The organism is Streptomyces sp. BF23-19 (assembly GCF_041106355.1).
Lineage (GTDB): Bacteria > Actinomycetota > Actinomycetes > Streptomycetales > Streptomycetaceae > Streptomyces > Streptomyces virginiae_A.
Genome location: NZ_JBGBPT010000040.1, coordinates 48181 through 72327, shown reverse-complemented (window position 1 = coordinate 72327; position 24147 = coordinate 48181). Strand labels below are relative to the sequence as shown.

28 protein-coding genes and 1 pseudogene are annotated in these 24147 nt (G+C 72.2%); 13 read left to right on the top strand and 16 right to left on the bottom strand.

The genetic code is table 11. The annotated features are described in order from the left end of the window. Both AB8A24_RS22790 and AB8A24_RS22785 read right to left on the bottom strand, forming a co-directional pair. A pseudogene (locus AB8A24_RS22790) lies at positions 1-303 on the bottom strand (hypothetical protein); the annotation flags it as partial. Beyond that, positions 300-1337, bottom strand: coding sequence for a rod shape-determining protein (locus AB8A24_RS22785; RefSeq protein ID WP_030715469.1), 1038 nt, complete (start codon positions 1335-1337; stop codon positions 300-302). The pseudogene AB8A24_RS22790 and the gene AB8A24_RS22785, both read right to left, overlap by 4 nt. Positions 1338-1548: 211 nt before the next feature. Here AB8A24_RS22785 and AB8A24_RS22780 point away from each other — a divergent pair, with 211 nt between their 5' ends. Next, the gene (locus AB8A24_RS22780; protein WP_369477371.1) at positions 1549-2283 is read left to right on the top strand and encodes an esterase/lipase family protein; all 735 of its coding nucleotides are present in this window, start codon (positions 1549-1551) and stop codon (positions 2281-2283) included. Here the strand turns inward: AB8A24_RS22780 and AB8A24_RS22775 are convergent. After that, the gene (locus AB8A24_RS22775; protein WP_328963462.1) at positions 2280-2840 is read right to left on the bottom strand and encodes a hypothetical protein; all 561 of its coding nucleotides are present in this window, start codon (positions 2838-2840) and stop codon (positions 2280-2282) included. The genes AB8A24_RS22780 and AB8A24_RS22775 overlap by 4 nt on opposite strands. 78 nt (positions 2841-2918) lie before the next feature. Between AB8A24_RS22775 and AB8A24_RS22770 the strand changes: the two genes are divergently transcribed. Beyond that, on the top strand, positions 2919-3635 hold the full coding sequence (locus AB8A24_RS22770; RefSeq protein WP_328963463.1) for a hypothetical protein: 717 nt from the start codon (positions 2919-2921) through the stop codon (positions 3633-3635). Positions 3636-3721: 86 nt separating this feature from the next. Here the strand turns inward: AB8A24_RS22770 and AB8A24_RS22765 are convergent, their stop codons facing one another. Continuing rightward, positions 3722-4144 (bottom strand): MarR family winged helix-turn-helix transcriptional regulator, encoded by a 423-nt coding sequence (locus tag AB8A24_RS22765; RefSeq protein WP_109778770.1) that lies wholly within the window; start codon positions 4142-4144, stop codon positions 3722-3724. Between the two features lie 95 nt (positions 4145-4239). Between AB8A24_RS22765 and AB8A24_RS22760 the strand changes: the two genes are divergently transcribed. The 3 genes from AB8A24_RS22760 to AB8A24_RS22750 all read left to right on the top strand — a co-directional run bounded on the left by AB8A24_RS22760 (position 4240) and on the right by AB8A24_RS22750 (position 6615). Continuing rightward, positions 4240-5262, top strand: a complete 1023-nt coding sequence (locus tag AB8A24_RS22760) for an NADP-dependent oxidoreductase (RefSeq protein ID WP_328963464.1) — start codon at positions 4240-4242, stop codon at positions 5260-5262. 64 nt (positions 5263-5326) lie between these two features. Continuing rightward, entirely contained in the window at positions 5327-5749 is a 423-nt protein-coding gene (locus AB8A24_RS22755; RefSeq protein WP_202201684.1) for an organic hydroperoxide resistance protein, read from the top strand. Between the two features lie 65 nt (positions 5750-5814). After that, positions 5815-6615: an EI24 domain-containing protein gene (locus AB8A24_RS22750; RefSeq protein ID WP_328963465.1), complete on the top strand. Its 801-nt coding sequence runs from the start codon at positions 5815-5817 to the stop codon at positions 6613-6615. An 18-nt stretch (positions 6616-6633) separates the two neighbouring features. Here AB8A24_RS22750 and AB8A24_RS22745 read toward each other — a convergent pair whose 3' ends face one another. Beyond that, the gene (locus AB8A24_RS22745) at positions 6634-7539 is read right to left on the bottom strand and encodes an NAD(P)-binding domain-containing protein (protein ID WP_369477367.1); all 906 of its coding nucleotides are present in this window, start codon (positions 7537-7539) and stop codon (positions 6634-6636) included. Positions 7540-7635: 96 nt separating this feature from the next. On the opposite strand from AB8A24_RS22745, the gene AB8A24_RS22740 reads away from it, so the two are divergent. Further along, a complete protein-coding gene (locus AB8A24_RS22740; protein WP_328963467.1) occupies positions 7636-7971 on the top strand; it encodes a helix-turn-helix domain-containing protein in 336 nt (111 codons plus the stop codon). Between the two features lies 1 nt (position 7972). Here the strand turns inward: AB8A24_RS22740 and AB8A24_RS22735 are convergent, their stop codons facing one another. Both AB8A24_RS22735 and AB8A24_RS22730 read right to left on the bottom strand, forming a co-directional pair. Next, on the bottom strand, positions 7973-8695 hold the full coding sequence (locus AB8A24_RS22735; protein ID WP_369477365.1) for a PaaI family thioesterase: 723 nt from the start codon (positions 8693-8695) through the stop codon (positions 7973-7975). A 13-nt stretch (positions 8696-8708) separates the two neighbouring features. Next, complete coding sequence (locus tag AB8A24_RS22730) at positions 8709-9428, bottom strand: carbon-nitrogen hydrolase family protein (RefSeq protein WP_369477363.1); 720 nt, start codon at positions 9426-9428, stop codon at positions 8709-8711. A gap of 56 nt (positions 9429-9484) precedes the next feature. Here AB8A24_RS22730 and AB8A24_RS22725 point away from each other — a divergent pair, with 56 nt between their 5' ends. Further along, positions 9485-9718, top strand: a complete 234-nt coding sequence (locus AB8A24_RS22725) for a hypothetical protein (RefSeq protein WP_369477361.1) — start codon at positions 9485-9487, stop codon at positions 9716-9718. Between the two features lie 9 nt (positions 9719-9727). Next, complete coding sequence (locus AB8A24_RS22720) at positions 9728-10051, top strand: putative quinol monooxygenase (RefSeq protein WP_030715439.1); 324 nt, start codon at positions 9728-9730, stop codon at positions 10049-10051. Here AB8A24_RS22720 and AB8A24_RS22715 read toward each other — a convergent pair. Then, positions 10048-10626 carry a TetR/AcrR family transcriptional regulator gene (locus AB8A24_RS22715; protein WP_030715436.1) on the bottom strand — a complete coding sequence of 193 codons (579 nt, stop codon included), beginning with the start codon at positions 10624-10626 and terminating at the stop codon, positions 10048-10050. The genes AB8A24_RS22720 and AB8A24_RS22715 overlap by 4 nt on opposite strands. Positions 10627-10801: 175 nt before the next feature. Here AB8A24_RS22715 and AB8A24_RS22710 point away from each other — a divergent pair, with 175 nt between their 5' ends. Further along, positions 10802-13252 (top strand): beta-glucosidase, encoded by a 2451-nt coding sequence (locus tag AB8A24_RS22710; RefSeq protein ID WP_369477358.1) that lies wholly within the window; start codon positions 10802-10804, stop codon positions 13250-13252. An 87-nt stretch (positions 13253-13339) separates the two neighbouring features. Here the strand turns inward: AB8A24_RS22710 and AB8A24_RS22705 are convergent, their stop codons facing one another. Continuing rightward, positions 13340-14251 (bottom strand): SGNH/GDSL hydrolase family protein, encoded by a 912-nt coding sequence (locus AB8A24_RS22705; RefSeq protein WP_369477357.1) that lies wholly within the window; start codon positions 14249-14251, stop codon positions 13340-13342. Between the two features lie 249 nt (positions 14252-14500). Between AB8A24_RS22705 and AB8A24_RS22700 the strand changes: the two genes are divergently transcribed. After that, the gene (locus AB8A24_RS22700) at positions 14501-14995 is read left to right on the top strand and encodes a DUF3145 domain-containing protein (protein WP_030160508.1); all 495 of its coding nucleotides are present in this window, start codon (positions 14501-14503) and stop codon (positions 14993-14995) included. A 64-nt stretch (positions 14996-15059) separates the two neighbouring features. Here the strand turns inward: AB8A24_RS22700 and AB8A24_RS22695 are convergent, their stop codons facing one another. From AB8A24_RS22695 to AB8A24_RS22675, 5 genes are all read right to left on the bottom strand, one after another. Beyond that, positions 15060-16337: a beta-ketoacyl synthase gene (locus tag AB8A24_RS22695; protein ID WP_030715428.1), complete on the bottom strand. Its 1278-nt coding sequence runs from the start codon at positions 16335-16337 to the stop codon at positions 15060-15062. A 79-nt stretch (positions 16338-16416) separates the two neighbouring features. Then, positions 16417-16665 carry an acyl carrier protein gene (locus AB8A24_RS22690; RefSeq protein WP_030009997.1) on the bottom strand — a complete coding sequence of 83 codons (249 nt, stop codon included), beginning with the start codon at positions 16663-16665 and terminating at the stop codon, positions 16417-16419. A 57-nt stretch (positions 16666-16722) separates the two neighbouring features. Then, positions 16723-17727: a ketoacyl-ACP synthase III gene (locus tag AB8A24_RS22685; protein WP_328963475.1), complete on the bottom strand. Its 1005-nt coding sequence runs from the start codon at positions 17725-17727 to the stop codon at positions 16723-16725. A gap of 19 nt (positions 17728-17746) precedes the next feature. Continuing rightward, positions 17747-18664, bottom strand: coding sequence for an ACP S-malonyltransferase (locus AB8A24_RS22680; RefSeq protein ID WP_030715424.1), 918 nt, complete (start codon positions 18662-18664; stop codon positions 17747-17749). Between the two features lie 89 nt (positions 18665-18753). Beyond that, on the bottom strand, positions 18754-19971 hold the full coding sequence (locus AB8A24_RS22675; protein WP_328963476.1) for a helix-turn-helix domain-containing protein: 1218 nt from the start codon (positions 19969-19971) through the stop codon (positions 18754-18756). A gap of 92 nt (positions 19972-20063) precedes the next feature. Between AB8A24_RS22675 and AB8A24_RS22670 the strand changes: the two genes are divergently transcribed. Beyond that, positions 20064-20750, top strand: coding sequence for a pirin family protein (locus AB8A24_RS22670; RefSeq protein WP_328963477.1), 687 nt, complete (start codon positions 20064-20066; stop codon positions 20748-20750). A gap of 158 nt (positions 20751-20908) precedes the next feature. Here the strand turns inward: AB8A24_RS22670 and AB8A24_RS22665 are convergent, their stop codons facing one another. Further along, on the bottom strand, positions 20909-21727 hold the full coding sequence (locus AB8A24_RS22665; protein WP_030715418.1) for a serine hydrolase: 819 nt from the start codon (positions 21725-21727) through the stop codon (positions 20909-20911). A 78-nt stretch (positions 21728-21805) separates the two neighbouring features. Between AB8A24_RS22665 and AB8A24_RS22660 the strand changes: the two genes are divergently transcribed. Beyond that, positions 21806-22204: a MerR family transcriptional regulator gene (locus tag AB8A24_RS22660; RefSeq protein WP_328963478.1), complete on the top strand. Its 399-nt coding sequence runs from the start codon at positions 21806-21808 to the stop codon at positions 22202-22204. After that, positions 22201-23223, top strand: a complete 1023-nt coding sequence (locus AB8A24_RS22655; protein WP_328963479.1) for an aldo/keto reductase — start codon at positions 22201-22203, stop codon at positions 23221-23223. The genes AB8A24_RS22660 and AB8A24_RS22655 overlap by 4 nt, the downstream gene beginning before the upstream one ends. Before the next feature lie 16 nt (positions 23224-23239). Here the strand turns inward: AB8A24_RS22655 and AB8A24_RS22650 are convergent, their stop codons facing one another. Continuing rightward, positions 23240-24091, bottom strand: coding sequence for a DUF4429 domain-containing protein (locus AB8A24_RS22650; RefSeq protein ID WP_328963480.1), 852 nt, complete (start codon positions 24089-24091; stop codon positions 23240-23242). Positions 24092-24147 lie beyond the last annotated feature (56 nt).

The window sequence follows — 24147 nt, the reverse complement described above, 5'->3', positions numbered from 1 at the left end:
CGCGTTCCTGGAGGTACTGCCGCGCGCGGTGGCGGACGTACGGGAACGGCTCGGCGTGTCGGAGCCCCCGGCGACCCCGAGCGCTCCGTACCGGGCCGCGCACAGCTCGGCCGCCGAGTCCACGATGTGCTGGAGGGTGCTGTGCAGTTCCAGCTCGGACCCGACGTCGAGGACGGCTTCCAGCAGCACCGGAAGGCGCGCCGCCTCCTCGTCGGGCTCCCCGGACTCCCAGGGCCCCTTGGGCTCCCCGGGCTCGTCCGGCGTGTCGGGCTCTTGGGCTTCTCTCGGCTCCTGGGGCCTCATTCGGCCAGCGGGTTGAGAACCATGGGGGCGATCTTCCCTTCGAGCATCGCGCCGAGACCGAGTACGGCGCACACGTCCGGCCGTTCCGCGATGGCGACGGGCATTCCGGTGGCGTCCCGCAGCATCTGGTCCAGGCCCGGCAGCAGGGCGCTGCCACCCACCATCATGATTCCCCGGTCCGTCAGATCGGCCACCAGGTCCGGCGGGCAGTCCCGCAGCACCTTGCCGATGCCGTCGAGGACGGCGGTCAGCGGCGTGTGGATGGCGTCCCGTACGGCCGCGGTGTCCACGTGGACGGAGCGGGCCAGTCCGGTGGCCACGTCGCGGCCGTGGATCAGGGTGGAGGCCGGCCCCTCGGCGGTGAGGCCGTTGCCGTGGAGGGCCAGTTGCAGCGGCCGGACGGCCTGGCTGGGCAGCATCAGCTCGTGCGCGTGGCGCAGGTGCTGGACGACCGCGTGGTCGATGGCCTCGCCGCCGACCGGGATCCGCTGGGCGGTGACGATGGAGCCGAGGGAGAGGACGGCCACCTGGGTGGCCGCGGCCCCGCACACCATGATCATCGTCGCGGTCGGCTGCTCCACGGGGAGTCCGCAGCCGACGGCCGCCGCGATCAGGGTGTCGACCAGTTCGACACGCCGGGCTCCGAGTCCGACGAGGGTCTCCACGGTGGCCCGCTGGGCGAGCGGGTCCGCGTCGTGCGGGGTGCAGGCGGCGGCCCGCAGTCGCGGCTTGCGCCGCAGGGCGCGCCGCAGCTTCTCGCCGAGGAGGTGACGCAGCATCCGCTGGGCCATCTCGATGTCGACGACGGTGCCACCGGAGACGGGGCGGACGACCCGGATGTAGTCGGGTGTGCGGCCGGTCATCCGTTCGGCGAAGGAGCCGACGGCGATGAGTGCGCCGGTGCGCGTGTTGACCGCGGCGACGCTGGGTTCGTCGACCACGAGGCCGGCGCCCTTGACGTACACGCGGGTCCTTGCCGCCCCCAGGTCGACGGCGACGTGGCAGCGGCGCAACTGCTCAAGACTGACGGTCACGGCAGATCCTCCCGAGAGCGCTGACGCAAGAGGACCGACGGAATGTCGGTCACTTTTCATATCATCGCGGGCAATTCGGTCTCATGCCCCGTTGAGATGCTCCGGCCGGGGGGTGCGTCGCGGCTGCATGGGGGTGGATTTCTGTACCGACAGGCAGCACCATGCCCGCACCGCACGCGCTACTCACGCGTAACAAGGTAAAGGGGACCTGATGCTGACGGCCCGACAGAGACTGCAGGTACTCCCGCCCCTCCCTGCGCTCCTCACCCTGCCGGTAGTCCTGGCGCTCCTGACGCTGTGCCTCGCGCTGCCGGCGGCCTCCCCGGCGCGGGCCTCCGTCGCGGGGGCCGCCTCCCGTCACCCGGTGGTCCTCGTGCACGGCTACAACGCCGATCCGGGTGTCTGGGGAGCGCTGCGCGCGGACCTGCGCGCCGCCGGGTACACGGACGCGGAGCTCTTCTCCTTCGGCTACGACACCCATCGGTCCGTCAACGAGGTCCTCGCCGAGCGGCTCGGCGCGTACGTCGACCAGGTCCGCCGGGAGACCGGCGCCGCCGAGGTCGACGTCGTCTCGCACTCCTTCGGCTCGCTGGTCAGCCGCTGGTACGTGAAGTTCGGCGGCGGCGCGGCCGCCGTGGACCACTGGGTCTCGCTCGCCGGACCCAACCGCGGCACCTCCACCGCCTGGGCCTGCGCGCTGTGGGACCAGGCGTGCCGGGACATGACCCCCGGGTCGTACGTGGTGAAGAACCTGAACAGCGGGGACGAGACCCCGGGCGCGGTGAAGTACGCGACCTTCTGGTCCACCTGCGACGAGATCGTCAACCCGGACGACAGCGTCCCGCTGACCGGAGCCACCAACACGCCGGTCGGCTGCCTCCAGCACAACGACCTGCTCGGCGACGACGGCACCTCGGCCGGAGTCCGCGCCTTCCTCGGCAGCTAGGCCGTCTCCTCCAGGGAGAACCGCTGGAGCAGGCCGTAGGTGAACTCCGCCACGCAGGGCCGCCCCCGCGCGGCGAAGGCCAGGCGCCAGCGGGTCGGCGCGGTGCCTTCCATCGGCCGGACCGGGGCGAAGGCCCGCGCCACCTCGTCCACCGTTGCCGACCAGGGCCGAAGATCGTCCGGCGACTCCAGTACGGGCCCCCGCGCCCCCGGGGCCCGCACCAGCCACTCGTTCCACACCGCCCCGTCCGGCGCGGCCAGCACCTCGAAGCGCAGGTCCGGCCAGAGCGGCAGCGGCCACAGCAGGGCCTCGCACTCCAGATCCCCGATCGTGCGGTGCTCGGCGGACTCCGGCGGGCCGAGCACCGAGCGGTAGCGGGCCAGCGCCCCGCGGGAGCGGGGCGAGCGGACCATCGCCTGCCAGCGTTTGTTCGCCTCCCGCTGGTCCGCGAGCGAGGCGCCCAGCCTGCGGCGGGCCTCGTCGGCGAGGTCCGGCTGGAAGTCGGCCATCCGCCGCAACAGCACCAACTGGAATCCGCTCGGCCCGAAAGATGTCATGCCGGAAACCATTCCACACAGGATCCTTACGTTCTCGGGATCCGGATGTTGCCGCAGACCACGTAGCCTGCGGGCGCCATGAACTACTGCCACGCATGCCGGAGGCACCTCAACGGCGCACTGGCGTGCGCCGGATGCGGAACCCCCGCCGAGTACCTGATACCCGCCGCGTCCGGTGCCGCGCCGCCCGCCGCGCCCGTTGCCGAGACGCCGTATTCCGGACCTCCGACCGCACTGGCCGAGGTCTTCGCCGACTCGCTCGTCGTGCTGTCCGAGTCGAACGAGCGGCGCCCCGGCGCCCGCCGTCGGGCCACGCACCGGCGCCGCCGCCGGACCGTGCTGTCGCTCTCGCTCGGCCTGCTGATCGCGGTCGGGGGCTCGATGGCGGTGGCCCGCATGGCCACCGAGGGAGAGCGCACCGACCGGGCCTCGAACGTGGTGCTGACCGACGACGGTCCGCAGCAGCCCGCCCCGGTGCCCGACGCCCCGACGGCCGGCGCGCCGAAGGGACCCGCGAAGGTCACGGCGAAGGCCACCGTCGCGGGTACGAAGACGGCCGGGGCCGCGGCGCCTTCCGGGGACGCCACGCAGCCGGGTCCGACCTCGTCCGCCCCCGCGCCCGAGACATCGGGCCCGGCCTCCCGCACTCCCGGCCCGGGGCCGACCGTACGGGGAACCGCGTCGGGGAAGCCCTCACCGAGCGCTTCCGCGAGCACCCAGGCTCCCCCGCCCCCGCCGTCCCCGACGCCGGCCCCCTCGCCGACCAAGGACTGCTGGATCTTCTGCTGGTTCTAGGAGCGGACGCTCCTGGAGCGACGGCACCGCCGAGGCGCCGTCGTGCGCGGGCGGGGCAGTGGCGACCATGAGCAGGTGGCCCCCGGTCAGGCCAGCATGCGCCGCAGGAGGTCCCGCAGGACCGTCCGCTCCTCCACGGACAGCCCGGCCAGCGGTTCGCGGGCGAAGTCCAGCGACTCGCGCAGCCGCTCCGCGGTCAGCGTGCCCTCCTCGGTGGGGGCGGCCAGCTTCACCCGGCGGTCGGCCGGGTCCGGGCGGCGCTCGACCAGGCCGCGGGTCTCCAGGCGGTCGACGATGCCGGTCACGTTCGAGGGCTCGCACCGCAGCTTCAGCGCGATCCGTCGCATCGGCATGGGCTCCAGCGAGAGCATGTTCAGCACCTTGGCCTGGGCGCCGGTGAGCTGGTGGCTGGCGGCCGCGTGCTCGTACTCCATGTGGTACCTGGCCACGACGTCGCCGATGAGCTCGACGACTTCGATGGTCACTGGGTCTACGCGACGACTGGGCATGGAACCAGCGTACCCATTTACTTGACAACATGAAATATCTAGGCGCATGGTTGTTTCACCTAGTGAAGCAATTTCGTTCTGACCAGGAGCGCCGCATGTCTCAGATCCCCGCCGTCAGCCGCGAGTGGCACCTCGTCCGTCGCCCGCAGGGCTGGCCCGTCGCCGAGGACTTCGCCCTGCGCGAGGTGCCCGTGTCCGCCGAGCCCGCCGCCGGCCGGATCCTCGTGCGCAACCTGTACATGTCCGTGGACCCCTACATGCGCGGCCGAATGAACGACGCGAAGTCGTACATTCCGCCCTTCCAGCTGGACGAGCCGATGCAGGGCGGCGCGGTCGGCGAGATCGTCGCCTCCTCCGCCGAGGGCTTCGCCGTCGGCGAGCACGTCCTGCACCCCTTCGGCTGGCGCGAGTACGCGGACCTCGACGCCGCGCACGCCGTCAAGGTGGACGCCTCGCTCGCCCCGCTCTCCGCCTACCTCGGTGTCCTCGGCATGCCGGGCCTGACCGCCTACGCCGGACTCTTCGAGGTCGCCTCCTTCAAGAAGGGCGACTCCGTCTTCGTCTCCGGCGCCGCCGGTGCCGTCGGCAGCCTCGTCGGCCAGTTCGCCAAGATCAAGGGTGCCTCCCGGGTGATCGGCTCCGCCGGCTCGGACGAGAAGGTGACGCTGCTCACGGAGAAGTACGGCTTCGACGCCGCCTTCAACTACAAGAACGGCCCCGTCGCCGAGCAGTTGCCGGCCGCGGCCCCCGAGGGCATCGACGTCTACTTCGACAACGTCGGCGGTGACCACCTGGAGGCCGCCATCTCCTCGATGAAGGTGAACGGCCGGGCCACCCTGTGCGGCGCGATCGCCGGTTACAACGACACCGAGGCCGCGCCCGGTCCGCGCAACCTGATGCAGGTCATCGGCAAGCGCCTGCGCCTGCAGGGCATCCTCGTCAACGACCACAACGGGCTGCAGCAGCAGTTCGTCCAGGACGTCGCCGGCTGGCTGCGTTCCGGTGAGCTGCGGTACGACGAGACGGTCGTCGAGGGGGTCGAGAACGCCACCTCCGCCTTCCTCGGCATGCTGCGCGGCGAGAACACCGGAAAGATGATCGTTTCTTTCACCGGTTAGGCTCACTGCACACCGTCGTGATCGTGGGCGCGACTCACGGCGATTACCAGGAGGATTTTCCTTTATGTCCATCCAGCAGTCCGACGTCGCCTACACCGCTGTCGCCACCGCCGAGAACGGCCGTGACGGTCGCGTCGCCACCAACGACGGCCAGCTCGACGTCGTCGTGAACCCGCCGAAGGAGCTCGGTGGCAGCGGCGCCGGTACCAACCCGGAGCAGCTGTTCGCCGCCGGCTACAGCGCCTGCTTCCAGGGCGCCCTGGGCGTCGTCGCGAAGAACGTGAACGCCGACATCTCCGGCTCCACGGTCACCGCCGAGGTCGGCATCGGCAAGAACGACGACGGCTTCGGCCTCATCGTCAAGATCTCCGCCGTGATCCCGAACGTGGACGCCGCCACCGCCAAGGACCTCATCGAGAAGGCCCACGAGGTCTGCCCGTACTCGAAGGCCACCCGCGGCAACATCACCGTCGAGCTCGCCGTCTGATCCGACGCTCGCAGCGCGAAGGCCGCACCCCCACCGGGGTGCGGCCTTCGCCGTAAACTGGCCCCATGCGTGATCTTGCGGGGGGCTTCCGGTATCTGCTGGCCGGACAGCGATGGGTGTTCGGCCACGGCCGGTGGCTGGGCTTCGGGCTGCTGCCCGGGCTCGTGGCGTTCGTCCTCTACGTCGGCGCCCTGATCGGGCTCGGCTACGGAGCCGACGACCTGACCGCCTGGGCCACCCCCTTCGCCGACGACTGGTCCTCGCCCTGGCTCTCGCTCTTCCGCGGCTTCCTGACCGCCCTGTTCTTCGGCCTCGGGCTCTTCGTCGCGGTGATCACCTTCACCGCCGTGACCCTGCTGATCGGCCAGCCCTTCTACGAGTCCCTCTCGGAGCAGGTCGACCGCAGCGAGGGCGGCGAGGTGCCGCAGTCCGGGCTCCCGCTCTGGCTGGAGCTGTGGATCTCGGCCCGGGACAGCGTGAAGGTGCTCCTGCGGGTGCTGCTGTACGGGATCGTGCTCTTCGCCCTCGGTTTCGTCCCGGTGATCGGCCAGACGGTGATCCCGGTGCTCGGCTTCTGCGTCTCCGGGTACTTCCTGACCCAGGAGCTCACCGCCGTCGCCCTGCAGCGGCGCAAGGTGGAGCTGCCCGACCGGCTGGAGCTGATGCGCTCGCGGCGGCTGCTCGTGCTGGGCTTCGGGGTGCCCCTGGTGCTGGCGTTCCTGGTGCCGCTGGTCGCGGTGTTCCTGATGCCGGGCGCGGTGGCGGGGGCCACCCTCATGGCGCGCGACCTCATGCGGACCGACGAGGCTCCGGCCGCCGAGACCTCCCCCGCGGGCTTCGGTCCGCCGCCACCCGCGTACTCGTAACGCCCCGGCCCGGGCCGGCTACCGCTTCAGCAGCAGGACGGCCCCCGTCGTGTCCTCCCCGCCGTGCGCGGCCGGGTCCGCGGCGAGCCGCCGGCGCAGCAGGTCCACGTACGGGGTGACCAGCTCGGCGCTGACGCCCTGCTCCTCGGCGGTGCGCAGCATGGTGCCGCTGCCCGCGACCTGCATGGCCAGGTTGGACACCACCCCCGAGGTGAAGTCCCGCGAGGTCAGCCGCTCGGCGGCGTTGCCGACGAAGAAGCCCATCGCGCCGAGCCACTCGGACAGCAGCGGGGCCAGGTCCTTCGGGGCGATGTCCTCGCCCTCGATCAACGCGTAGGCGTGCGAGACGCCGGCGAACATCCCCCACATCGCGCTGAGCAGCGCCACGTCGTGCAGGGCCGCGTGCCCGGGGTTCTCGCCGACGAAGCGGGACCCGGCCGGGACCTCCAGGAGTGCTCGGCGGCTGTCGAAGAGCGCGCGCGAGCCGCTGTAGAAGACGTACCCGCCGGTCCCGGGGGCGCCGATCATCGTCGGCGTGGCCATGATCCCGCCGTCCAGGTACCGGGCGCCGCGCTCCTCGGCCCAGGCGGCGCGGGCGCGGGCCTCGGCCGGGGTGCCGGTGGTGAGGTTGACGAGGTCCTTGCCGGTCAGGTCGATGCCGTCCAGGGCTGCGCCGACGCTGGTGTCGTCCAGCAGACAGACCACGACCAGCGCGCTCGCGGCGACCGCGTCGGCCGAGCTCGCGGCGACGGACGCCCCTTCGGCGGCCAGTGCCCCGGCCTTGGCGGGGGTGCGGTTCCAGACGGTCAGGGAGTGCCCGGCGGCGAGCCAGGTGCGGGCGAGGGCCGTGCCCATGTCGCCGAGGCCGAGGAGGCTGAGGGAGAGCCGCGGTGGGGTGTGGGTGTGGGTGTGGGTGTCAGTCATGACGTTTAGCCTGGTGGCAGGCGGTGGAGCGCTCAAGTACGCACTTCGGAGTGGGTGGTTACCCCGAGGTGAGCGAGCAGGTGGGGAGGGTGCGCGATGGCGGTGGCACGAAGGCCCGGTGCGGATCACTGCGGGATCGCCGCGGCGATGTCCGTGATCGACGGCAAGTGGAAGGTGTCGCTCCTGTGGGAGCTGGACCAGCGCCCGCGCCGGTTCGGTGAACTGCGCAGGCTCGTCCCCGGTATCTCGGAGAAGGTGCTCGCCGCCCAGCTGCGCGAGCTGGAGACCGACGGCATCGTGCACCGCGAGGTGTACGAGGAGGTCCCGCCGCGCGTCGAGTACTCCCTGACCCCGCTGGGCCAGGACCTGAACGCGGCCCTGAAGCCCCTGGGGGCATGGGGCGGCAAGCACCTGCTGGCCGGCACCGCGTGACCTACGTGCGCGGCTGGACCCACAGCGCCTCGGCGACGGCGCACAGTTCGCCGTCGGCCGTGGCCAGGGCCGTGCCCACGGTGTACTTGCGGCCCGCCGCCGACCCCATCCAGGCGTAGGAGATCAGCCCCTCGCCCACCGGTACCGGCCGCAGCAGCCGCGCGCCGAGCGAGGCGGTGACCGCCCCGGCCCCGCGGCCGTCGAGCAGTCGCCCGGCCGCGTTCCCGGGGCAGTCCAGCGCGCCCCACACCAGCTCGGGCGGCAGCAGTCCGTCCGGGCCGCCCAGTTCGAGCGCGGGCGTCCACGCGGCGGCGACCAGCTCGCGGCCCGGCACCGTACCGCAGTGCAGGCGCAGCCCGGTGGCGGGCGTCCGTTCCAGGCCGCAGCCGAAGCAGTCGGCCTGACCGTCCGGCGGGTCCGCCCGGAAGGCCTCGGCAGCCGCCACCGCCCGGTCCCAGGACGGGGCTTCGGGGCACGGCGGGGCGGGCGCCTCGACCGGGGTGGCCGCGGCCAGCAGCAGTTCGCCGTCCGTCAGCTCGCAGCCGCCGTCGGCGGTCGCGGCGAGCCGTACCGGTGCCCCGGTCGGCACGGGCCGCCGGAAGTCCACCCGTACGTCCTTCGCGGCGGCGCGGGCGGCCAGTACGCCCGCCACGTAGCCGCCGAAGGCCACCCCCGGATATCCGTGGAGGCGTTCCGGAACCGTGATCGTCTCGAAGTCGCTCATGGCGCCCACCTCATCACACCGCGGCCGTCACGACCGAGGCCGTCACCACCGCGGGCGTACGGTCGTCCGCCTCGGCCAGCAGGGCGCCGCCGGGGGCCCACACGGCCGAGCGGCCGCAGCCGGTCCACCGGCCGGCCGGGCCGACATGGTTGGCGAGGACCACGTACAGGCCGTGCTCCCGCGCGATCCCCGGGTACACGGTGGCGCGTTCGTGGATCCCGTCGCCCGTCCCGTACAGGGAGCTCGCCAGGTGCACCCGGCAGCCGTCGGCGGCGCCCCGGCCGGGAAGTTCGGGGAAGTGGTTGTCGAAGCAGATGCCCAGGCAGAAGCGGATCCCGCCGAGTTCGAAGCGCCCGTCGCCCTCGCCGCGCTCGAAGACCTCCCGCTCGTGCCGGTACAGGTGCTGCTTCGCGTACGTCGTCACGTGCGTGCCGTCCGCGTCGTGGACCAGCGTCGCGATCGCGGGGCGCGGGCCGCCGGTGGGCAGGGCGACGTTCACCGCGGTGGCGATCCCGGCGGAGCGCAGCGGATCCAGCCGGGGGTCGTCGGCGGCCGTCCACAGGCCGGGGTCGGCGGCCAGCGCGTCGAGTTCGTAGCCGGTGAGCGCGAGCTCGGGGAACACCACCAGTTCGGCGCCCTGTTCGCGGGCCCGGGCGGCGAGGTCCGCGGCCTGCGTGACATTGGCCCGGACATCGGCGGGGGTGCAGGTCAGCTGTGCTGCGGCGATCTTCACCGGGTCAGGATGTCAGCCCGGCGGCGACCTCCACGAGCAGGGCCAGGAAGGCGAGGGTGGCGGGCGCGGTGGCCCGTGCGTACGCCGAGGCCTCGCACTTCCCGGTCTCCCTGGCCGCGAAGGACGTGTCCCTGGCCACCGCCCACGCGGCGCTGCCGGTCCTGGAGTCGGTGCACGCCGCGCTGACGTCCCGTCCGGACCTGGCCGACCGGCACCTCTCCGCCCTCCGCGCCCGACCCGCCCGGGCGGCGGGGCGGGGCTTCGCCCACGGCCCGGATCAACCTGCATAAAATGCCTGTGTGATCTTCATTGTGGTGAAATTCCCCGTCAAGCCCGAATACGTCGACGCGTGGCCCGACAAGGTCGCGCCCTTCACCCACGCCACCCGCGCCGAACCCGGGAACCTCTGGTTCGAGTGGTCGCGCAGCCTGGAGGAGCCGGACACCTACGTCCTGGTCGAGGCCTTCCAGGACGACGCCGCCGAGGCACACGTCACTTCGGAGCACTTCCGCGCCGCGCTGGAGACCATGCGGCCGATGGTGACCCGTACGCCCGAGATCGTCAGCACCACCATCGAGGGTGCGAACGGCTGGAGCCGGATGGGCGAACTCCAGATCGACTAGGCGGTGTCCGGCCCCCGCAGCAGGGTCAGGAAGGCCCGGAAGGCGGCGGGCATGTCCACGGACTCGGGGGCGAGCAGCCACTGGTACTGGAGTCCGTCCATGACCGCCGTCAGCAGCGGGGCCGCCTGCTCCGGGGTGAGACCCGAGGGCAGGCGGTCGCCGAACTCGGCGCGCAGCACCGCCGCCATCTCCCCGCGGACCTGCGCGTAGCGCTCGGTGAAGAACTCCCGGGCCGGGTGCCCGTCGGTGACGCTCTCGCCCAGCAGCGCCGAGAAGGTCTGCACGATGCCCGGGCGCATGGCGTTGTACTCGACCAGCGAGGCCAGCAGGTCCAGGCGCCAGGTGTCGGCCGCGGCGCGCGAGCCGCCGCCCGTGTCCCACCGGTCGCGTTCCTCCAACACCGCGACCAACAGCGCCTCCTTGGTCGGGAAGTAGTGCAGCAGCCCCTGCTGGGTCAGGCCCACGCGTTCGGCGACGGTGGCCAGGGACGCGCCCCGGTAGCCGCGCTCCGCGATGACCTCGACGGCCGCGCGGACGATCTCCCCGCGGCGCTCCTCGCTCCTCGCCCTGACCATCGGCCCGGCACCCCTTCCCGTTCACGTGCTGTGCCCTGCCCACTGGACCGTACGGCATCCAAATATCACGAACACATCACGAACCCTACCGTTCAACAGGCAACGGGTTCACGATGGGGGCACCGCACCGCGCCGCACCGCGCAACCGCACCGCTCTCAACGAGGAGGCTCGGCCGTGACCGATGCCGATCAGGTCCGTGATCAGATACGCAACGACGCCGTCGAGGCGGCACTGGGCAAACTGGACCTCGACACCAAGGCCCGGCTGCTGGCAGGCAAGGACATGTGGGCCCTGCCCGCCGTTCCCGCGATCGGGCTGGAGTCCCTGGTGTTCTCCGACGGCCCGATCGGGGTCCGCGGCGTCCGCTGGACCGCCGACGACCCGTCCGTAGCCCTGCCGTCCCCGACCGCGCTCGCCGCCGCCTGGGACCCGGAGCTCGCCCGCCGCGCCGGCCGGCTCCTCGCCCAGGAGGCCCGCCGCAAGGGCGTGCACGTCCTCCTCGCACCCACCGTCAACCTGCACCGCTCCCCGCTCGGCGGCCGGCACTTCGAGTGCTACTCCGAGGACCCGTACCTCACCGGTGTCGTCGGCGCGGGCTATGTGAACGGCGTCCAGGACGGCGGGGTCGGCACCACCGTCAAGCACTTCGTCGGCAACGACGCCGAGACCGACCGGTTCACCGTCGACAGCGTCATCGCCCCGCGCCCGCTGCGCGAGCTGTACCTGGCGCCCTTCGAGGCCATCGTCGCCAATGCCCACCCCTGGGGCATCATGACCGCCTACAACCAGGTCAACGGCACCACCATGACCGAGCACCAGTACCTGGTGAACGAGGTGCTGCGCGCCGAATGGGGCTTCGACGGCTGCAACGTCTCCGACTGGATGGCCGCCCGCTCCACCACCGGCGACATCCTGGGCGGCCTGGACGTGGCCATGCCCGGCCCCACCACCGTCTACGGCCCCGCCCTCGCCGAGGCCGTCCGCAACGGCGGGGTCCCCGAGTCCGTCGTCGACGAAGCCGTGCGCAACGTCCTGCGCCTCGCCGCCCGCGTCGGCGTCCTGGAGGGTGCCCCCGCCGTCGTGGCGGACGCCCCGGCCGCGATCGACGGCCAGGCGCTGGCCCGCGAGCTCGCCGCCCGCGGCTTCGTCCTGGTCCGCAACGAGGGGGTGCTGCCGCTCGACGCGGCCGCCGGCGGCACGGTGGCCCTCTCCGGCGCGGCGGCCCGCGACGCCCGCGTCCTCGGCGGCGGCAGCGCCACCGTCTTCCCCGAACGGCTGATCGCCCCGCTGGACGGTCTCACCGCCGCCCTCCCCGAGGGCGCCCTCACCTACAGCGTCGGCGCCGACCCCTCCGACGAGCTCACCGCCGCCGGCCAGGGCTTCGAGCTCCACGCCGTCTGCCGCGACGCCTCCGGGACCGTCCTCGGCGAGGGCGGCCTGCCCTCCGGCCAGGTCCAGTGGATCGGCGACGACCTGCCCGCGGGGGTCACGTACGAGACCATGGCGAGCATCGAGGTGCGCGGTACGTTCGTGCCGCGCGAGAGCGGCGAGCACGCCTTCGGCACCCGCGGACTCGGCGCCTTCGCCCTGGCCGTCGGCGGCGAGACCCTGTGGAGCGGCGTCCAGGAGATGGGCAACGAGGCCGACCCCTTCGAGGCCTTCTTCGGCGCCCCCAGCGAGCGGGCCCGCCTCACCCTCACCGAGGGCGAGGCCGTCGAGGTGTCCCTGACCTTCCAGGTTCCCGACATGTCCGCGCTGCCGCTCCGGGCGATCATGTTCTCGCTGCTCCACCTCGGCCCGCGGCGCGACGCCGACGAGCTGATCGCCGAGGCCGTGGCCGCCGCGCGCGAGGCCGACACCGCCGTCGTGGTCGTCGCCACCACCGAGCGCGTGGAGTCCGAGGGCTTCGACCGCCAGGACCTCGCCCTCCCGGGTCGCCAGGACGACCTGGTGCGCGCCGTCGCCGCCGTCAACCCGAACACCGTGGTCGTCGTCAACGCGGGCTCCCCGGTGGAACTCCCCTGGCGCGAGGACGTCGCCGCCGTCCTGCTGACCTGGTTCCCCGGGCAGGAGGGCGGGGCCGCGCTGGCCGACGTACTCCTCGGCGACGCGGAGCCGGGCGGGCGGCTGCCCACCACCTGGCCCGCGCGGTTCGCGGACGCGCCCGTCACCGAGGTCGTCCCCACCGACGGGCGACTGGAGTACGGCGAGGGGCTCTTCATCGGCTACCGGGCGTACGAGAAGCACGGCGTGACCCCCGGCTACCCCTTCGGGCACGGACTCGGCTACACCGACTGGACGTACGACTCCCTGGAGGTCACCTCCGACACGGTGCGGGTCCGCCTCACCAACACCGGCGCGCGCCCCGGCCGCGAGGTCGTCCAGGTCTACCTGGCGCCCGAGCGGGACGGCGTGGAGCGTCCGGCGAGCTGGCTGGCCGCCTTCGGGAGCGTCACGGCGGGCCCCGGGGAGAGCGTCGAGACCGAGATCGCCCTGCCCGCCCGGGCCTTCGAGATCTGGGACGAGGAGGCCCGTGGCTGGCAGCGGATCGGCGGCACCTACGAGGTCCGCGCGAGCCACTCGCACGGTGACACCCGGCTGACCGCGACGCTCGACCTCGCGTGACACGCCGTATGGCCGGAAATCACCCCTGAGAACCGGTCCGGGGGCGGGCCCTGACTCCCGCCCCCGGATCCTGCGCGCGCCGGGGCGTCAACGCGGCGATTCGGCCGCCGTCACCTGGCGGTGCGCCAGTTCCGCGAGCCGCGCCTGCCCGTCCTTGCCCGGATGGAACCAGTCCCAGCGGCTCAACTGATCCGCCGCGAAGGGGTACTGGAACACCGCGCCGCCGTCGTAGCGGCACAGAGGATCCTTTCCGCAGACCTCGCGCAGCACCTCGTTGTACTCCACCACCCGCGCCCGCACCTGCTCGCGCCGGGCCGTCGCCCCCGAGGCCGCCGACAGCGGGTCGGCGAGCATGGACTGACAGATGCCCAGCTTCCAGATCTGCCGCACCATCGGCAGATCCTTGCCCTGCTCCCACAGCCGTTGCAGGTCCGGCACGCTGGAGACGTACATCTGGGAGGCGGGGGAGGCGGCCCGCAGGTCCGCGATCGCCTTCTCGAATCCGGACCGGAACTCCGCCACCGGGGTCATCGACGAAGCCGTGGGCCGGCAGGCGTCGTTCGAGCCCACCATGACCGTGACCAGGTCGGGCTTGTGCGCGGCGGCCCCGGCCAGCTGGGCCGGCAGGTCCGCCATGCGCGAGCCGGTCACCGCGTAGTTCCAGCTCCGGGCGGGCACCTCGGCGTCCCCGAGCAGCCGGGCCGCCAGGGAGTGGACCGCCGGGTCGTTCCCGGTGGCCCAGGAGACCTCCGGGCAGTCGGCCAGCACCGAACAGGCGTCGAACCCCCGCGTGATGGAGTCGCCGACCGCGGCGATCGAGGTGGGCTTCGTGTTCCAGCGCGGTGCGCTCTGCGCCCCGCGCTCGCCGCCCTGCTCGCCCGACCCGCCCGAGCTGCACCCGGTGGCCGCCCCGGCCAGCAGGACGACCGCCGCGCCCGCGCCCGCGAGCGTCCGGCGCGCACGGCGGCGCGCGCGGCGGTGCGGAACGGTGGTGCGCATGGGAAGGGCCCCTCTTTGTCGTCCCCTCATCGTTCGGGGGGTCCTGCTGAGTGAAAGCTCTGTGTTTACGGGTCTTGGAGCGACCGTACGTCACACCATGACCCCTGACGCACGGTAGCTTTTTCCCGTGGCGTTTCGGCCGCAGGTCCCGTAGCGCAATGTCAAATAATTTCCGTTACATTACATCACGTCACATACTGTCCGTTTTCTGGAGTTTATTCCCGACCTCGTCCCACACTGGAGGTCCCGGTGACGACACGTGGAGTTCTGTACGTGCATTCCGCACCGCGCGCGCTCTGCCCGCACGTGGAATGGGCTGTTGCGGGCGTGCTCGGGGTGCGGGTGAACCTCGACTGGATCAGACAGCCCGCCTCCCCGGGCACCTGGAGAGCCGAGTTCTCCTGGCAGGCCGAAGCGGGCACCGCCTCGAAACTCGCCTCCGCGCTGCGCGGCTGGCACCTGCTGCGCTTCGAGGTGACCGCGGAACCCTGCCCGACCGCCGAGGGCGAGCGCTACAGCTCCACCCCGGAGCTCGGCATCTTCCACGCCGTCACCGGCATGCACGGCGACATCCTGATCCCGGAGGACCGGCTGCGCGCCGCCCTCGCCCGGTCCGCGCGCGGCGAGACCGACCTGGAGGCGGAGATCGCCAAGCTGCTCGGCAAGCCGTGGGACGACGAACTGGAGCCCTTCCGCTACGCGGGCGAGGGCGCCCCGGTCCGCTGGCTCCACCAGGTGGTCTGACCACCGGGCACGCGAAAGGCCCACCCGGATTCACCGGGTGGGCCTTTCGCGTAGCTCGGACGTACTAGACCGTGCGGAATGCCAGGGTCACGTTGTGGCCGCCGAAGCCGAAGGAGTTGTTGATCGCGGAGATCGGGCCGTCGGCCGGCAGCTTGCGCGGCTCGCCGACGACGATGTCCGCGTCGATGTCCTCGTCCAGCTCGTCGACGTTGATCGTCGGCGGGGCCAGCCGGTTGTACAGCGCCAGCACGGTCGCGACGGTCTCGATACCGCCGGCGCCACCCAGCAGGTGACCCGTCATCGACTTGGTCGCGGAGATCGCGATGTGGTCGAGGTCGTCGCCCAGTACCTTGCGCAGGGCCTTCAGCTCGGCCGTGTCACCCTGCGGGGTCGACGTGGCGTGCGCGTTCAGGTGGACCAGCTCGGCCGGGTCGAGACCCGTGTTGTCGAGCAGGTTCTGGACCGCGGCCGCGACACCGCGGCCGGTCGGCTCCGGCTGCGCGATGTGGTGGCTGTCCGCGGACAGACCCTGGCCCAGCACCTCGCAGTAGACCCGGGCACCGCGCGCGGCGGCGTGCTCGGCGGACTCCAGGACGACGACGCCCGCGCCCTCGCCCAGTACGAAGCCGTCACGGGCCTTGTCGTACGGACGGGAGGCCTGCTCGGGGTTCTCGTTGTTCTTGGACATCGCCATCATGTTGGCGAACGCGGCGATCGGCAGCGGGTGGATCGCCGCCTCGGTGCCGCCCGCGACGACCACGTCGGCGCGGCCGGAACGGATCATCTCGACGGCGTAGCCGATGGCCTCGGCACCGGACGCGCAGGCGCTGACCGGAGTGTGCACGCCCGCCTGGGCGTTGACCTCCAGGCCGACGTTGGCCGACGGGCCGTTCGGCATGAGCATGGGAACGGTGTGCGGGGAGACCCGGCGCACACCCTTGTCCTTCAGGACGTCGTACTGGTCGAGCAGGGTGGTGACACCGCCGATGCCGGAGGCGATCACGGTGCCCAGACGCTCGGGCGCGATGAAGGCGCCCTCTTCCGTCTCCTCGCCGGCCGGGGTGGTGTAACCGGCGTCGGCCCAAGCCTCACGGGCCGCGATGATGGCGAACTGCGCCGAGCGGTCCAGCTTGCGGGCCAGCGGCCGGGGCAGGACTTCACTCGGGTCGACGGCGGCCCGAGCGGCGATGCGTACCGGGAGTTCGGCGAAACGCTCGCCCTCCAGGGGCTTGACGCCGGAACGGCCGGCAAGCAGACCTTCCCAGGTCGAAGCGCTGTCGCCACCCAGCGGAGTGGTTGCGCCGATACCGGTGACGACCACGGTGCGATTGGTCGGGCTCACAGGAATTCTTTCTCCACGTCTCAGGGGGTGCTGAATTGTCACGGCGCCACCGCCAGGTGGCGACAAACGCTCGTCAGGCTCAGGCCTGGTGCTTCAGGATGTAGTCAGCGGCGTCGCCGACCGTCTTGAGGTTCTTGACGTCCTCGTCCGGGATCTTGACGTCGAAGCGCTCTTCGGCGGCGACGACGACCTCGACCATGGAGAGCGAGTCGACGTCCAGGTCGTCGGTGAAGGACTTCTCGATCGCGACGTCCTCGGTGGGGATACCGGCGATCTCGTTGACGATCTCCGCGAGACCCTCGACGATCTCTTCCTGCGTGGCGGCCATGTGGCGCTCCTTCTCTAGCTGACTGATGTGGAACAGGGTGGGATGTGGATCCCGGCCCTAGGGGAGGGTAACGACCGTCGCGGCGTAGACGAGTCCCGCCCCGAAGCCGATGACGAGCGCGGTGTCGCCGCTCTTCGCCGCTCCGGTCGCCAGGAGCCGCTCCATAGCGAGCGGGATCGAGGCGGCCGAGGTGTTGCCGGTGGTCTCCACGTCACGGGCGACCGTGACGTGCTCCGGCAGCTTCAGAGTCTTCACCATCGAGTCGATGATCCGCATGTTCGCCTGGTGCGGAATGAAGACGTCCAGGTCGTCCGCGGTGATCCCGGCGGCGTCGAGCGCCTGCTGGGCCACCTTGGCCATCTCGAAGACGGCCCAGCGGAAGACCGCCTGACCCTCCTGGGTGATGGCCGGAAACTTCTCGCCGCCGTCCTTGCCGAGGTACTCGTCCCACGGCACGGTCTGCTTGATCGTCTCGGACTTGTCGCCCTCCGAACCCCACACCGTGGGGCCGATGGCCGGCTCGTCCGAGGGACCGACGATCACGGCGCCGGCACCGTCACCGAACAGGAAGGCCGTCGCGCGGTCCTCCAGGTCGGTCAGGTCCGAGAGCCGCTCCACGCCGATGACGAGGACGTACTCGGCGGAGCCTTCCACCACCATCCCCTTGGCCAGGGTCAGGCCGTAGCCGAAACCGGCACAACCCGCGGAGATGTCGAAGGCCGCGGGCTTGCCCGCGCCGATCCGGTGCGCGATCTCGGTCGCGACGGCCGGGGTCTGCTTGAAGTGCGAGACCGTCGAGACGATCACGGCACCGATCTGCTCCGGGGCGACACCGGCGTCGGCCAGCGCCTTCCCCGAGGCCTCCACCGACATCGCGGCGACGGTCTCCTGCGGCGAGGCCCAGTGCCGGGTCGCGATGCCGGAGCGGGAACGGATCCACTCGTCGGACGAGTCGATGGTCTCGAGGATGACCTCGTTGGGCACCACACGGATCGGGCGGTAGCCGCCGACACCGAGGATGCGGGCGTAAGGGGAGCCCTTGGCCGGCTTGATCTTGGACATGCTGTGTGGGCTCCTTCTCTCAGACCGTCAGTTCGGCGATGAGCGCCGCGGCCTTGTCGAGATCGTCCGGGGTCTTCAGACCCACGCTCGGTACGCCCTTCAGCGCGCGCTTGGCCAGACCCGTCAGGGTGCCACCGGGGCAGAGCTCGATGATTCCCGTGACGCCCAGCTCGGCGAACGTCTCCATGCACAGGTCCCAGCGGACCGGGTTGGCGACCTGACCGACCAGGCGGGCGACGACGTCGGCGCCCGTGGTGACGACAAGGCCGTCCTTGTTCGAGACGTACTTCAGCGCCGGGTCCGCCGGGGTGAGGGCCTCGGCGGCCTTCTCCAGCGTGGCGACCGCGGGGGCCATGTGGTGCGTGTGGAAGGCGCCCGCGACCTTGAGGGCGACGACCTTCATGGAGCCTTCGGGCTTGTCGGCCTCCAGAGCCGCGATCTGCTCCATCGTGCCGGCGGCCACGATCTGGCCCGCGCCGTTGATGTTGGCGGGCGTCAGACCCAGCTTCTCCAGGTGTGCGACGACCACGTCACGGTCGCCGCCGAGGACCGCGGCCATGCCGGTCTCGGTGACGGCGGCGGCCTCGGCCATGCCCAGACCGCGGGTCCGGACGAACGACAGCGCGTCCTTCTCGGACAGCACGTCGGCGATGGCCGCGGCGGTGATCTCACCGACGCTGTGGCCCGCGACGGCACCGAAGGCCGAGGTGGAACCCAGCGCGGACGCGGACAGCAGGCCCGCGGCGACCAGCAGGGGCTGGGCCACCGCCGTGTCGCGGATCGCGTCGGCGTCCGCGGTCGTGCCGTAGTGGGCAAGGTCCAGCCCGATGGCGTCCGACCACGCGGCGACGCGGTCTGCGGCACCGGGAAGTTCGAGCCAGGGAGTCAAGAAGCCGGGCGTCTGAGCGCCTTGGCCGGGAGCGACGAGTACGAGCACCCTCACACTCTCTCTTGTGGATGGTCCCTGCCGCCCGTGGGGACAGGGACCAAGAACCGTCGGGGTAATTGTTGATGTCCGACAAAAGTCTAGGACTGGGGGTCACCGTCGGCCAGACGCCCCAGAATCAGGGCGATCCGCAGGGTGAACGCCGAGCGGACATCGGACGGTGACCATCCGGTGACGTCGGTCACACGTCGCAGCCGGTAGCGCACCGTATTGGGGTGCACGAACAGCATGCGCGCCGCCCCTTCCAGGCTGCTCGCCTGTTCCAGGTAGACGCTCAAGGTCTCCAGCAGTGCCGACCCCGCCTCCTCGAGCGGTCTGTAGATCTCCTCCACCAGCTGTTCCCTGGCAGCCGGATCGGAGGCGATCGCGCGTTCCGGCAGGAGATCATCCGCCAGGACCGGCCGCGGAGCGTCCTGCCACGCCGTACAGGCCTTCAGTCCGGCCGCCGCGGCCTGCGCCGACTTCGTCGCGTTCAGCAGGTCGGGCACCACCGGACCGGCCACCACCGGGCCCGCCGCGAACGGTCCGATCAGCGACTTCGCCACCTGGATCGGGTTGTCGCTGCCGCCCGCGATGACGACCAGCCGGTCCCCGAGCACACCCGTGAGGACCTGGAGCTTGTGGTGACGGGCCGCCCGCCGGATCGCCTCGACCGTCAGCTCGCTGTCGCCCTCCGGCGCGGTGCCGAGCACCACGCACACGTGCTCGGGGGAGTTCCAACCGAGCGCCGCCGCCCGGGACAGCGCGCCCTCGTCCGCCTCGCCGGACAGCACCGCGTTGACGACCAAGGACTCCAGCCGGGCGTCCCACGCCCCGCGCGCCTCCGCGGCCTGCGCGTACACCTGGGCGGTCGCGAAGGCGATCTCCCGGGCGTACACCAGCAGCGCCTCGCGCAGGATCGACTCGTCGCCCGGGGCCGCCACCTCCTCGATCGCGGCCTCCATGACCTCGATCGTGGTGCGGACCATCTCGACGGTCTGGCGCAGGGTGATCGCCCGGGTCAGCTCGCGCGGAGCCGTACCGAAGACGTCGGTGGAGATGGCCTGTGGGGTCTCCGGGTGCCTGAACCACTCCGTGAACGCGGCGATACCGGCCTGGGCGACCAGGCCGATCCAGGACCGGTTCTCGGGCGGCATGGCCCGGTACCACGGCAGGGTCTCGTCCATGCGCGCGATCGCGTTGGCGGCCAGCCGGCCCGCGGACTTCTCCAGACGGCGGAGCGTCGCGGTGTGCGGATGGGCCGGAGCGGGATGCGCGGCATGTGTGGCGGGCGAATGCTCACGTTCGGGTTGGGACACGTGACAAGACTGCCTTATCGGGACGGGTACGCGGAGTCCGGTCCCGCCCGTGGCCCGCGCCCCGGCCCCCGACGGGGTCTACCGTGGCGTCCATGATTGATGTTCGCCCCGGCGCCGACCGGTACGAGGGCGGGGACCCGGCCTCCGGGATCACCACCCGGCACGCCTTCTCCTTCGGCTCCTTCTACGACCCGGACAACCTGCGCTTCGGCCCGGTGCTCGCCTGCAACGAGGAGACCCTCGCGCCGGGCGCCGGCTTCGACGAGCACCCGCACAGCCACACCGAGATCGTCACCTGGGTGATCGAGGGCGAACTCACCCACCAGGACAGCACCGGCGAGAAGAGCGTGGTGCGGTCCGGGGACGTACAGCGGCTGAGCGCCGGATCCGGGGCCCGGCACGTGGAGCGCAACGACGGCACCGGGCGGCTGCGCTTCGTGCAGATGTGGCTCGCGCCCCTCACGGCGGGCGGCGAGCCCTCGTACGGGGTCGTCCGGGAGATCGCCGACGCCGCGCCCTACGAGGTCCCCGCGGCCGGCGCCGTCCTGCACGTCCGGCGGCCCGGCGCGGGCGAGCGGGTCGCCGTACCCGCGGCCGACCGGGTGTACCTGCACGTGGTGCGCGGGGACCTGCGCCTGGACGGGGCCGAGCTGGGCCCCGGGGACTCGGTGCGCATCACCGCCGAACGGGACCTGGAGGTCGTCGCCGGGTCCCCGGGGGAGCTGCTGATCTGGGAGTTCCCCGACCCGCCTGCCTCGCCTGCACCGCCTGCCCCCTAGGGGGTGTCTTGCCGGTCAAGGCGGGCTCGCGGTGGTCGGCACCGCGCCTCGCCGCGTTGTCCTCGGTCGGCGACGCTCCGCGTCGCCTCCCTCGTCCGCCTTGCGATCCACGGCACCGACCACCGCTCCCTGATCCGCCCTGACCGACAAGACACCCCCTAACGGGAGCGCAGCTCGGCCAGTACCGCGTCGGTGAACGGGGTCCAGGCCTCGGCAGCCCACGGGCCGAAGGCGCGGTCGGTCAGCGCCACGCACGCGGCGCGCGCGTCCGGGTCCACCCACAGGAAGGTGCCGGCCTGGCCGAAGTGGCCGAAGGTGCGCGGCGAGGAGGAAACGCCCGTCCAGTGCGGGGACTTGTGGTCGCGGATCTCCAGGCCGAGGCCCCAGTCGTTGGGGGACTGGTGTCCGTATCCCGGCAGGACGCCCTTGAGTCCGGGGTGGACGACGGAGGTGGCCTCGGCGACGGTACGGACGTCCAGCAGCCGCGGCGCCTGCAGCTCGGCGGCGAACCGCAGCAGGTCGGCGACGGTGGAGACGCCGTCCTTGGCGGGCGAGCCCTCCAGGGTGGTCCGCGTCATGCCCAGCGGCTCGAAGACCGCCTGGTGCAGGTACTCCGCGAAGGGGATGCCGGTGGCCTTGGAGATGTGGTCGCCGAGCTCCTCGAAACCGGCGTTCGAGTACAGCCGGCGCTGCCCGGCGGGGGCCGACACCCGGTGCTCGTCGAAGGCCAGGCCGCTGGTGTGCGCGAGCAGGTGACGGACCGTCGACCCCTCGGGCCCGGCCGGCTCGTCCAGCTCGATCGCCCCTTCCTCGTACGCGACGAGGGCGGCGTACGCGGCGAGCGGCTTGGTGACCGAAGCCAGGGCGAACCGGTGGTCGACGGGCCCGTGGGAGCCCGCCAGGCTCCCGTCGGCCCGTACGACGGCCGCCGCGGCGGTCGGCACCGGCCAGGTCTCGATGATCCGCAGGCTTTCCATGCCGTTCTCGGCCTCCACGCTGTCCATGCCGCCGAGCCTACTTGCTTGGAGTGCACTCAAGGGTTTTAGCGTGGAGCCATGAGCCAGAGCCTGACGCAGACGCGGTACACGATCAGCGAGGTCGAGGCCCGGACCGGTCTGACCCAGCACACCCTGCGCTGGTACGAGCGGATCGGCCTGATGCCGCACGTGGACCGCTCCCACTCGGGGCAGCGGCGCTTCACCGACAAGGACCTCGACTGGCTTGCCTTCGTGGGCAAGCTGCGGGCCACGGGGATGTCGGTGGCGGACATGGTGCGGTACGCCGAACTGGTCCGCGAGGGCGAGCACACCATGGACGACCGCCGGGAGCTGCTGGAACGCACGCGCCGCGAGGTGCGCTCGCGCATCACGGAGCTCACGGACGCGCTCGCCGTACTGGATTACAAGATCGATATGTACGCCATGAAAACGGTATCGGGGAAGGCACAGCAATGACGGAGCACGGCACCACCCTCGAACAGGTCGAGCTCGGCAAGGGCGGCCCGCTGGTCGGCGTCCAGGGCCTCGGCTGCATGGGCATGAGCGAGTTCTACGGCGACACCGACGAGACCGCGGCCCGGGAGACCCTCGACGCGGCGCTGGCCGCCGGGGTCACCCTCTTCGACACCGCCGACGTCTACGGGCGGGGGCGCAACGAGGAGTTCCTGGCGCCCTTCGTGGCCGCGCACCGCGACGAGATCACCCTGGCGACGAAGTTCGCGATAGAGCGCACCGACGACCCGCACCACCGGGGCATCCGCAACGACCGCGACTACATCCGCACGGCCGTGGAGGCCAGCCTGCGCCGGCTCGGCGTCGACGTCATCGACCTGTACTACATGCACCGGCGCGACCCGGCCGTTCCCTTCGCCGAGTCGGTCGGCGCCATGGCGGAGCTGGTCGGCGAGGGCAAGGTGCGCCACCTCGGCCTCAGCGAGGTCACCGGGGCGGAGCTGCGCGAGGCACACGCCGTGCACCCGATCGCGGCGCTCCAGTCGGAGTGGTCGCTGTTCAGCCGGGACGTGGAGCGCAGCGCGGTGGGCGCGGCGGCGGAGCTGGGCGTGGCCGTCGCCGCGTACTCCCCGCTCGGTCGGGGCTTTTTGACCGGATCCTTCGCCGACGCGTCCGCGGAGCTGTCGCAGGACGACTTCCGGCGCCACCAGCCGCGGTTCAACGGCGACAACGCCAAGGCCAACGCGGAGCTGCTGGTCCCGGTCCGGGAGATCGCCGAGCAGCACGGCGCGACCCCGGCGCAGATCGCCCTGGCCTGGGTGCAGCAGCGGGCGAAGGTGCACGGGCTGACCGTGGTCCCGATCCCCGGCACCCGCAAGCCCGGCCGGCTGCGCGAGAACACCGGGGCGACCCGGATCACCCTCACGCAGGCCGAGCTGGACCTGCTGGAGCCGATCGCCGCGCAGGTGGCCGGGGACCGCTACCCGGACATGAGCTCCACCTCGGTGGCACGGGAGGGCTGAGCCGCCGGGCCCCCGCTCAGAGCGACTCGGCGGCGAACCGGTCCCGCAGCGCCGCGTACTCCGCGTCCGTGAGCAGCCCCGCCGTGTGCAGCTCGCTCAGGTGCCGCAGCCGGTCGTCGCCGGAGCGGGCCCGCGGCACGGAGGCGACCGGGGTACGGGCGCGCAGGGCGGCGAGCACGGCCGCGGCGAACGGCAGCGACTCGTGCACCGCCCCGTAGCCGGTGCCGAAGACGGCCGCCGCCAGGTCGTGGTCCGGGCGGGGGTCACCGGTGGTGTCCCGCAGCAGCAGCCGCAGGTGCCCGCCGGGGCCCTCCGGGGAGGACCACTCGACGCCGGTGAGGGCGGCCAGCGGGAAGCGCTGGTCGCCCGCCTTCCACTTGGTGCTGGAGGCGCCCGTACGGGACCAGTGGAAGGTGATCGCCGCGCCGTCGAAGCCCACCCGGGCGTCGTACGCCTTCAGGTGCAGCGGCGGCTGCGGTACGTCGACGAGGAAGCGTGCGGACGGCTCGGCGGCATCCGGCCCGAGCCGGGACCGTAGCGCGTCGGCGAACGCGGCGGCGGCCGGTGCCTTGTCGGCGGGCAGCACCAGCCGGTACGGGTCGCAGGCCTCCTTGAGCTGCCCGGCGGCGACCTCCATCAGCGGGTCCGCGCCCGGCCGCGGCAGGGCGCGCAGGACCACCGTGTCCCGCTTGCCGCCGGTCACGGTCACCTCCACGGCGGACACCGCTTCGAGGGGGATCCGGCGCGAGCCCAGGGCATGCCAGAGTCTTGGCAGCCTCGGCGTTCTGATCCCCCGTGCGAAGCGGATGAGCACCGAGTCCGATTCGAACTCCCAGACGGCATGATTTCCGGCCAGTACGTCACCCATGCGGCACATCGTAAACGGCGGCGCCCCCGCGCGTCCCCCCGGTTGCGGGAGCCGAT

Coding starts and splice junctions, on each gene's coding strand:
- AB8A24_RS22705 (WP_369477357.1), bottom strand. CDS start 14,251: ATGCGCACCACCGTTCCGCACCGCCGCGCGCGCCGCCGTGCGCGCCGG.
- AB8A24_RS22650 (WP_328963480.1), bottom strand. CDS start 24,091: ATGGGTGACGTACTGGCCGGAAATCATGCCGTCTGGGAGTTCGAATCG.
- AB8A24_RS22715 (WP_030715436.1), bottom strand. CDS start 10,626: ATGGTCAGGGCGAGGAGCGAGGAGCGCCGCGGGGAGATCGTCCGCGCG.
- AB8A24_RS22780 (WP_369477371.1), top strand. CDS start 1,549: ATGCTGACGGCCCGACAGAGACTGCAGGTACTCCCGCCCCTCCCTGCG.
- AB8A24_RS22745 (WP_369477367.1), bottom strand. CDS start 7,539: ATGACTGACACCCACACCCACACCCACACCCCACCGCGGCTCTCCCTC.
- AB8A24_RS22660 (WP_328963478.1), top strand. CDS start 21,806: ATGAGCCAGAGCCTGACGCAGACGCGGTACACGATCAGCGAGGTCGAG.
- AB8A24_RS22750 (WP_328963465.1), top strand. CDS start 5,815: ATGCGTGATCTTGCGGGGGGCTTCCGGTATCTGCTGGCCGGACAGCGA.
- AB8A24_RS22760 (WP_328963464.1), top strand. CDS start 4,240: ATGTCTCAGATCCCCGCCGTCAGCCGCGAGTGGCACCTCGTCCGTCGC.
- AB8A24_RS22685 (WP_328963475.1), bottom strand. CDS start 17,727: ATGTCCAAGATCAAGCCGGCCAAGGGCTCCCCTTACGCCCGCATCCTC.
- AB8A24_RS22665 (WP_030715418.1), bottom strand. CDS start 21,727: ATGGAAAGCCTGCGGATCATCGAGACCTGGCCGGTGCCGACCGCCGCG.
- AB8A24_RS22740 (WP_328963467.1), top strand. CDS start 7,636: ATGGCGGTGGCACGAAGGCCCGGTGCGGATCACTGCGGGATCGCCGCG.
- AB8A24_RS22775 (WP_328963462.1), bottom strand. CDS start 2,840: ATGACATCTTTCGGGCCGAGCGGATTCCAGTTGGTGCTGTTGCGGCGG.
- AB8A24_RS22735 (WP_369477365.1), bottom strand. CDS start 8,695: ATGAGCGACTTCGAGACGATCACGGTTCCGGAACGCCTCCACGGATAT.
- AB8A24_RS22765 (WP_109778770.1), bottom strand. CDS start 4,144: ATGCCCAGTCGTCGCGTAGACCCAGTGACCATCGAAGTCGTCGAGCTC.
- AB8A24_RS22670 (WP_328963477.1), top strand. CDS start 20,064: ATGATTGATGTTCGCCCCGGCGCCGACCGGTACGAGGGCGGGGACCCG.
- AB8A24_RS22770 (WP_328963463.1), top strand. CDS start 2,919: ATGAACTACTGCCACGCATGCCGGAGGCACCTCAACGGCGCACTGGCG.
- AB8A24_RS22755 (WP_202201684.1), top strand. CDS start 5,327: ATGTCCATCCAGCAGTCCGACGTCGCCTACACCGCTGTCGCCACCGCC.
- AB8A24_RS22655 (WP_328963479.1), top strand. CDS start 22,201: ATGACGGAGCACGGCACCACCCTCGAACAGGTCGAGCTCGGCAAGGGC.
- AB8A24_RS22690 (WP_030009997.1), bottom strand. CDS start 16,665: ATGGCCGCCACGCAGGAAGAGATCGTCGAGGGTCTCGCGGAGATCGTC.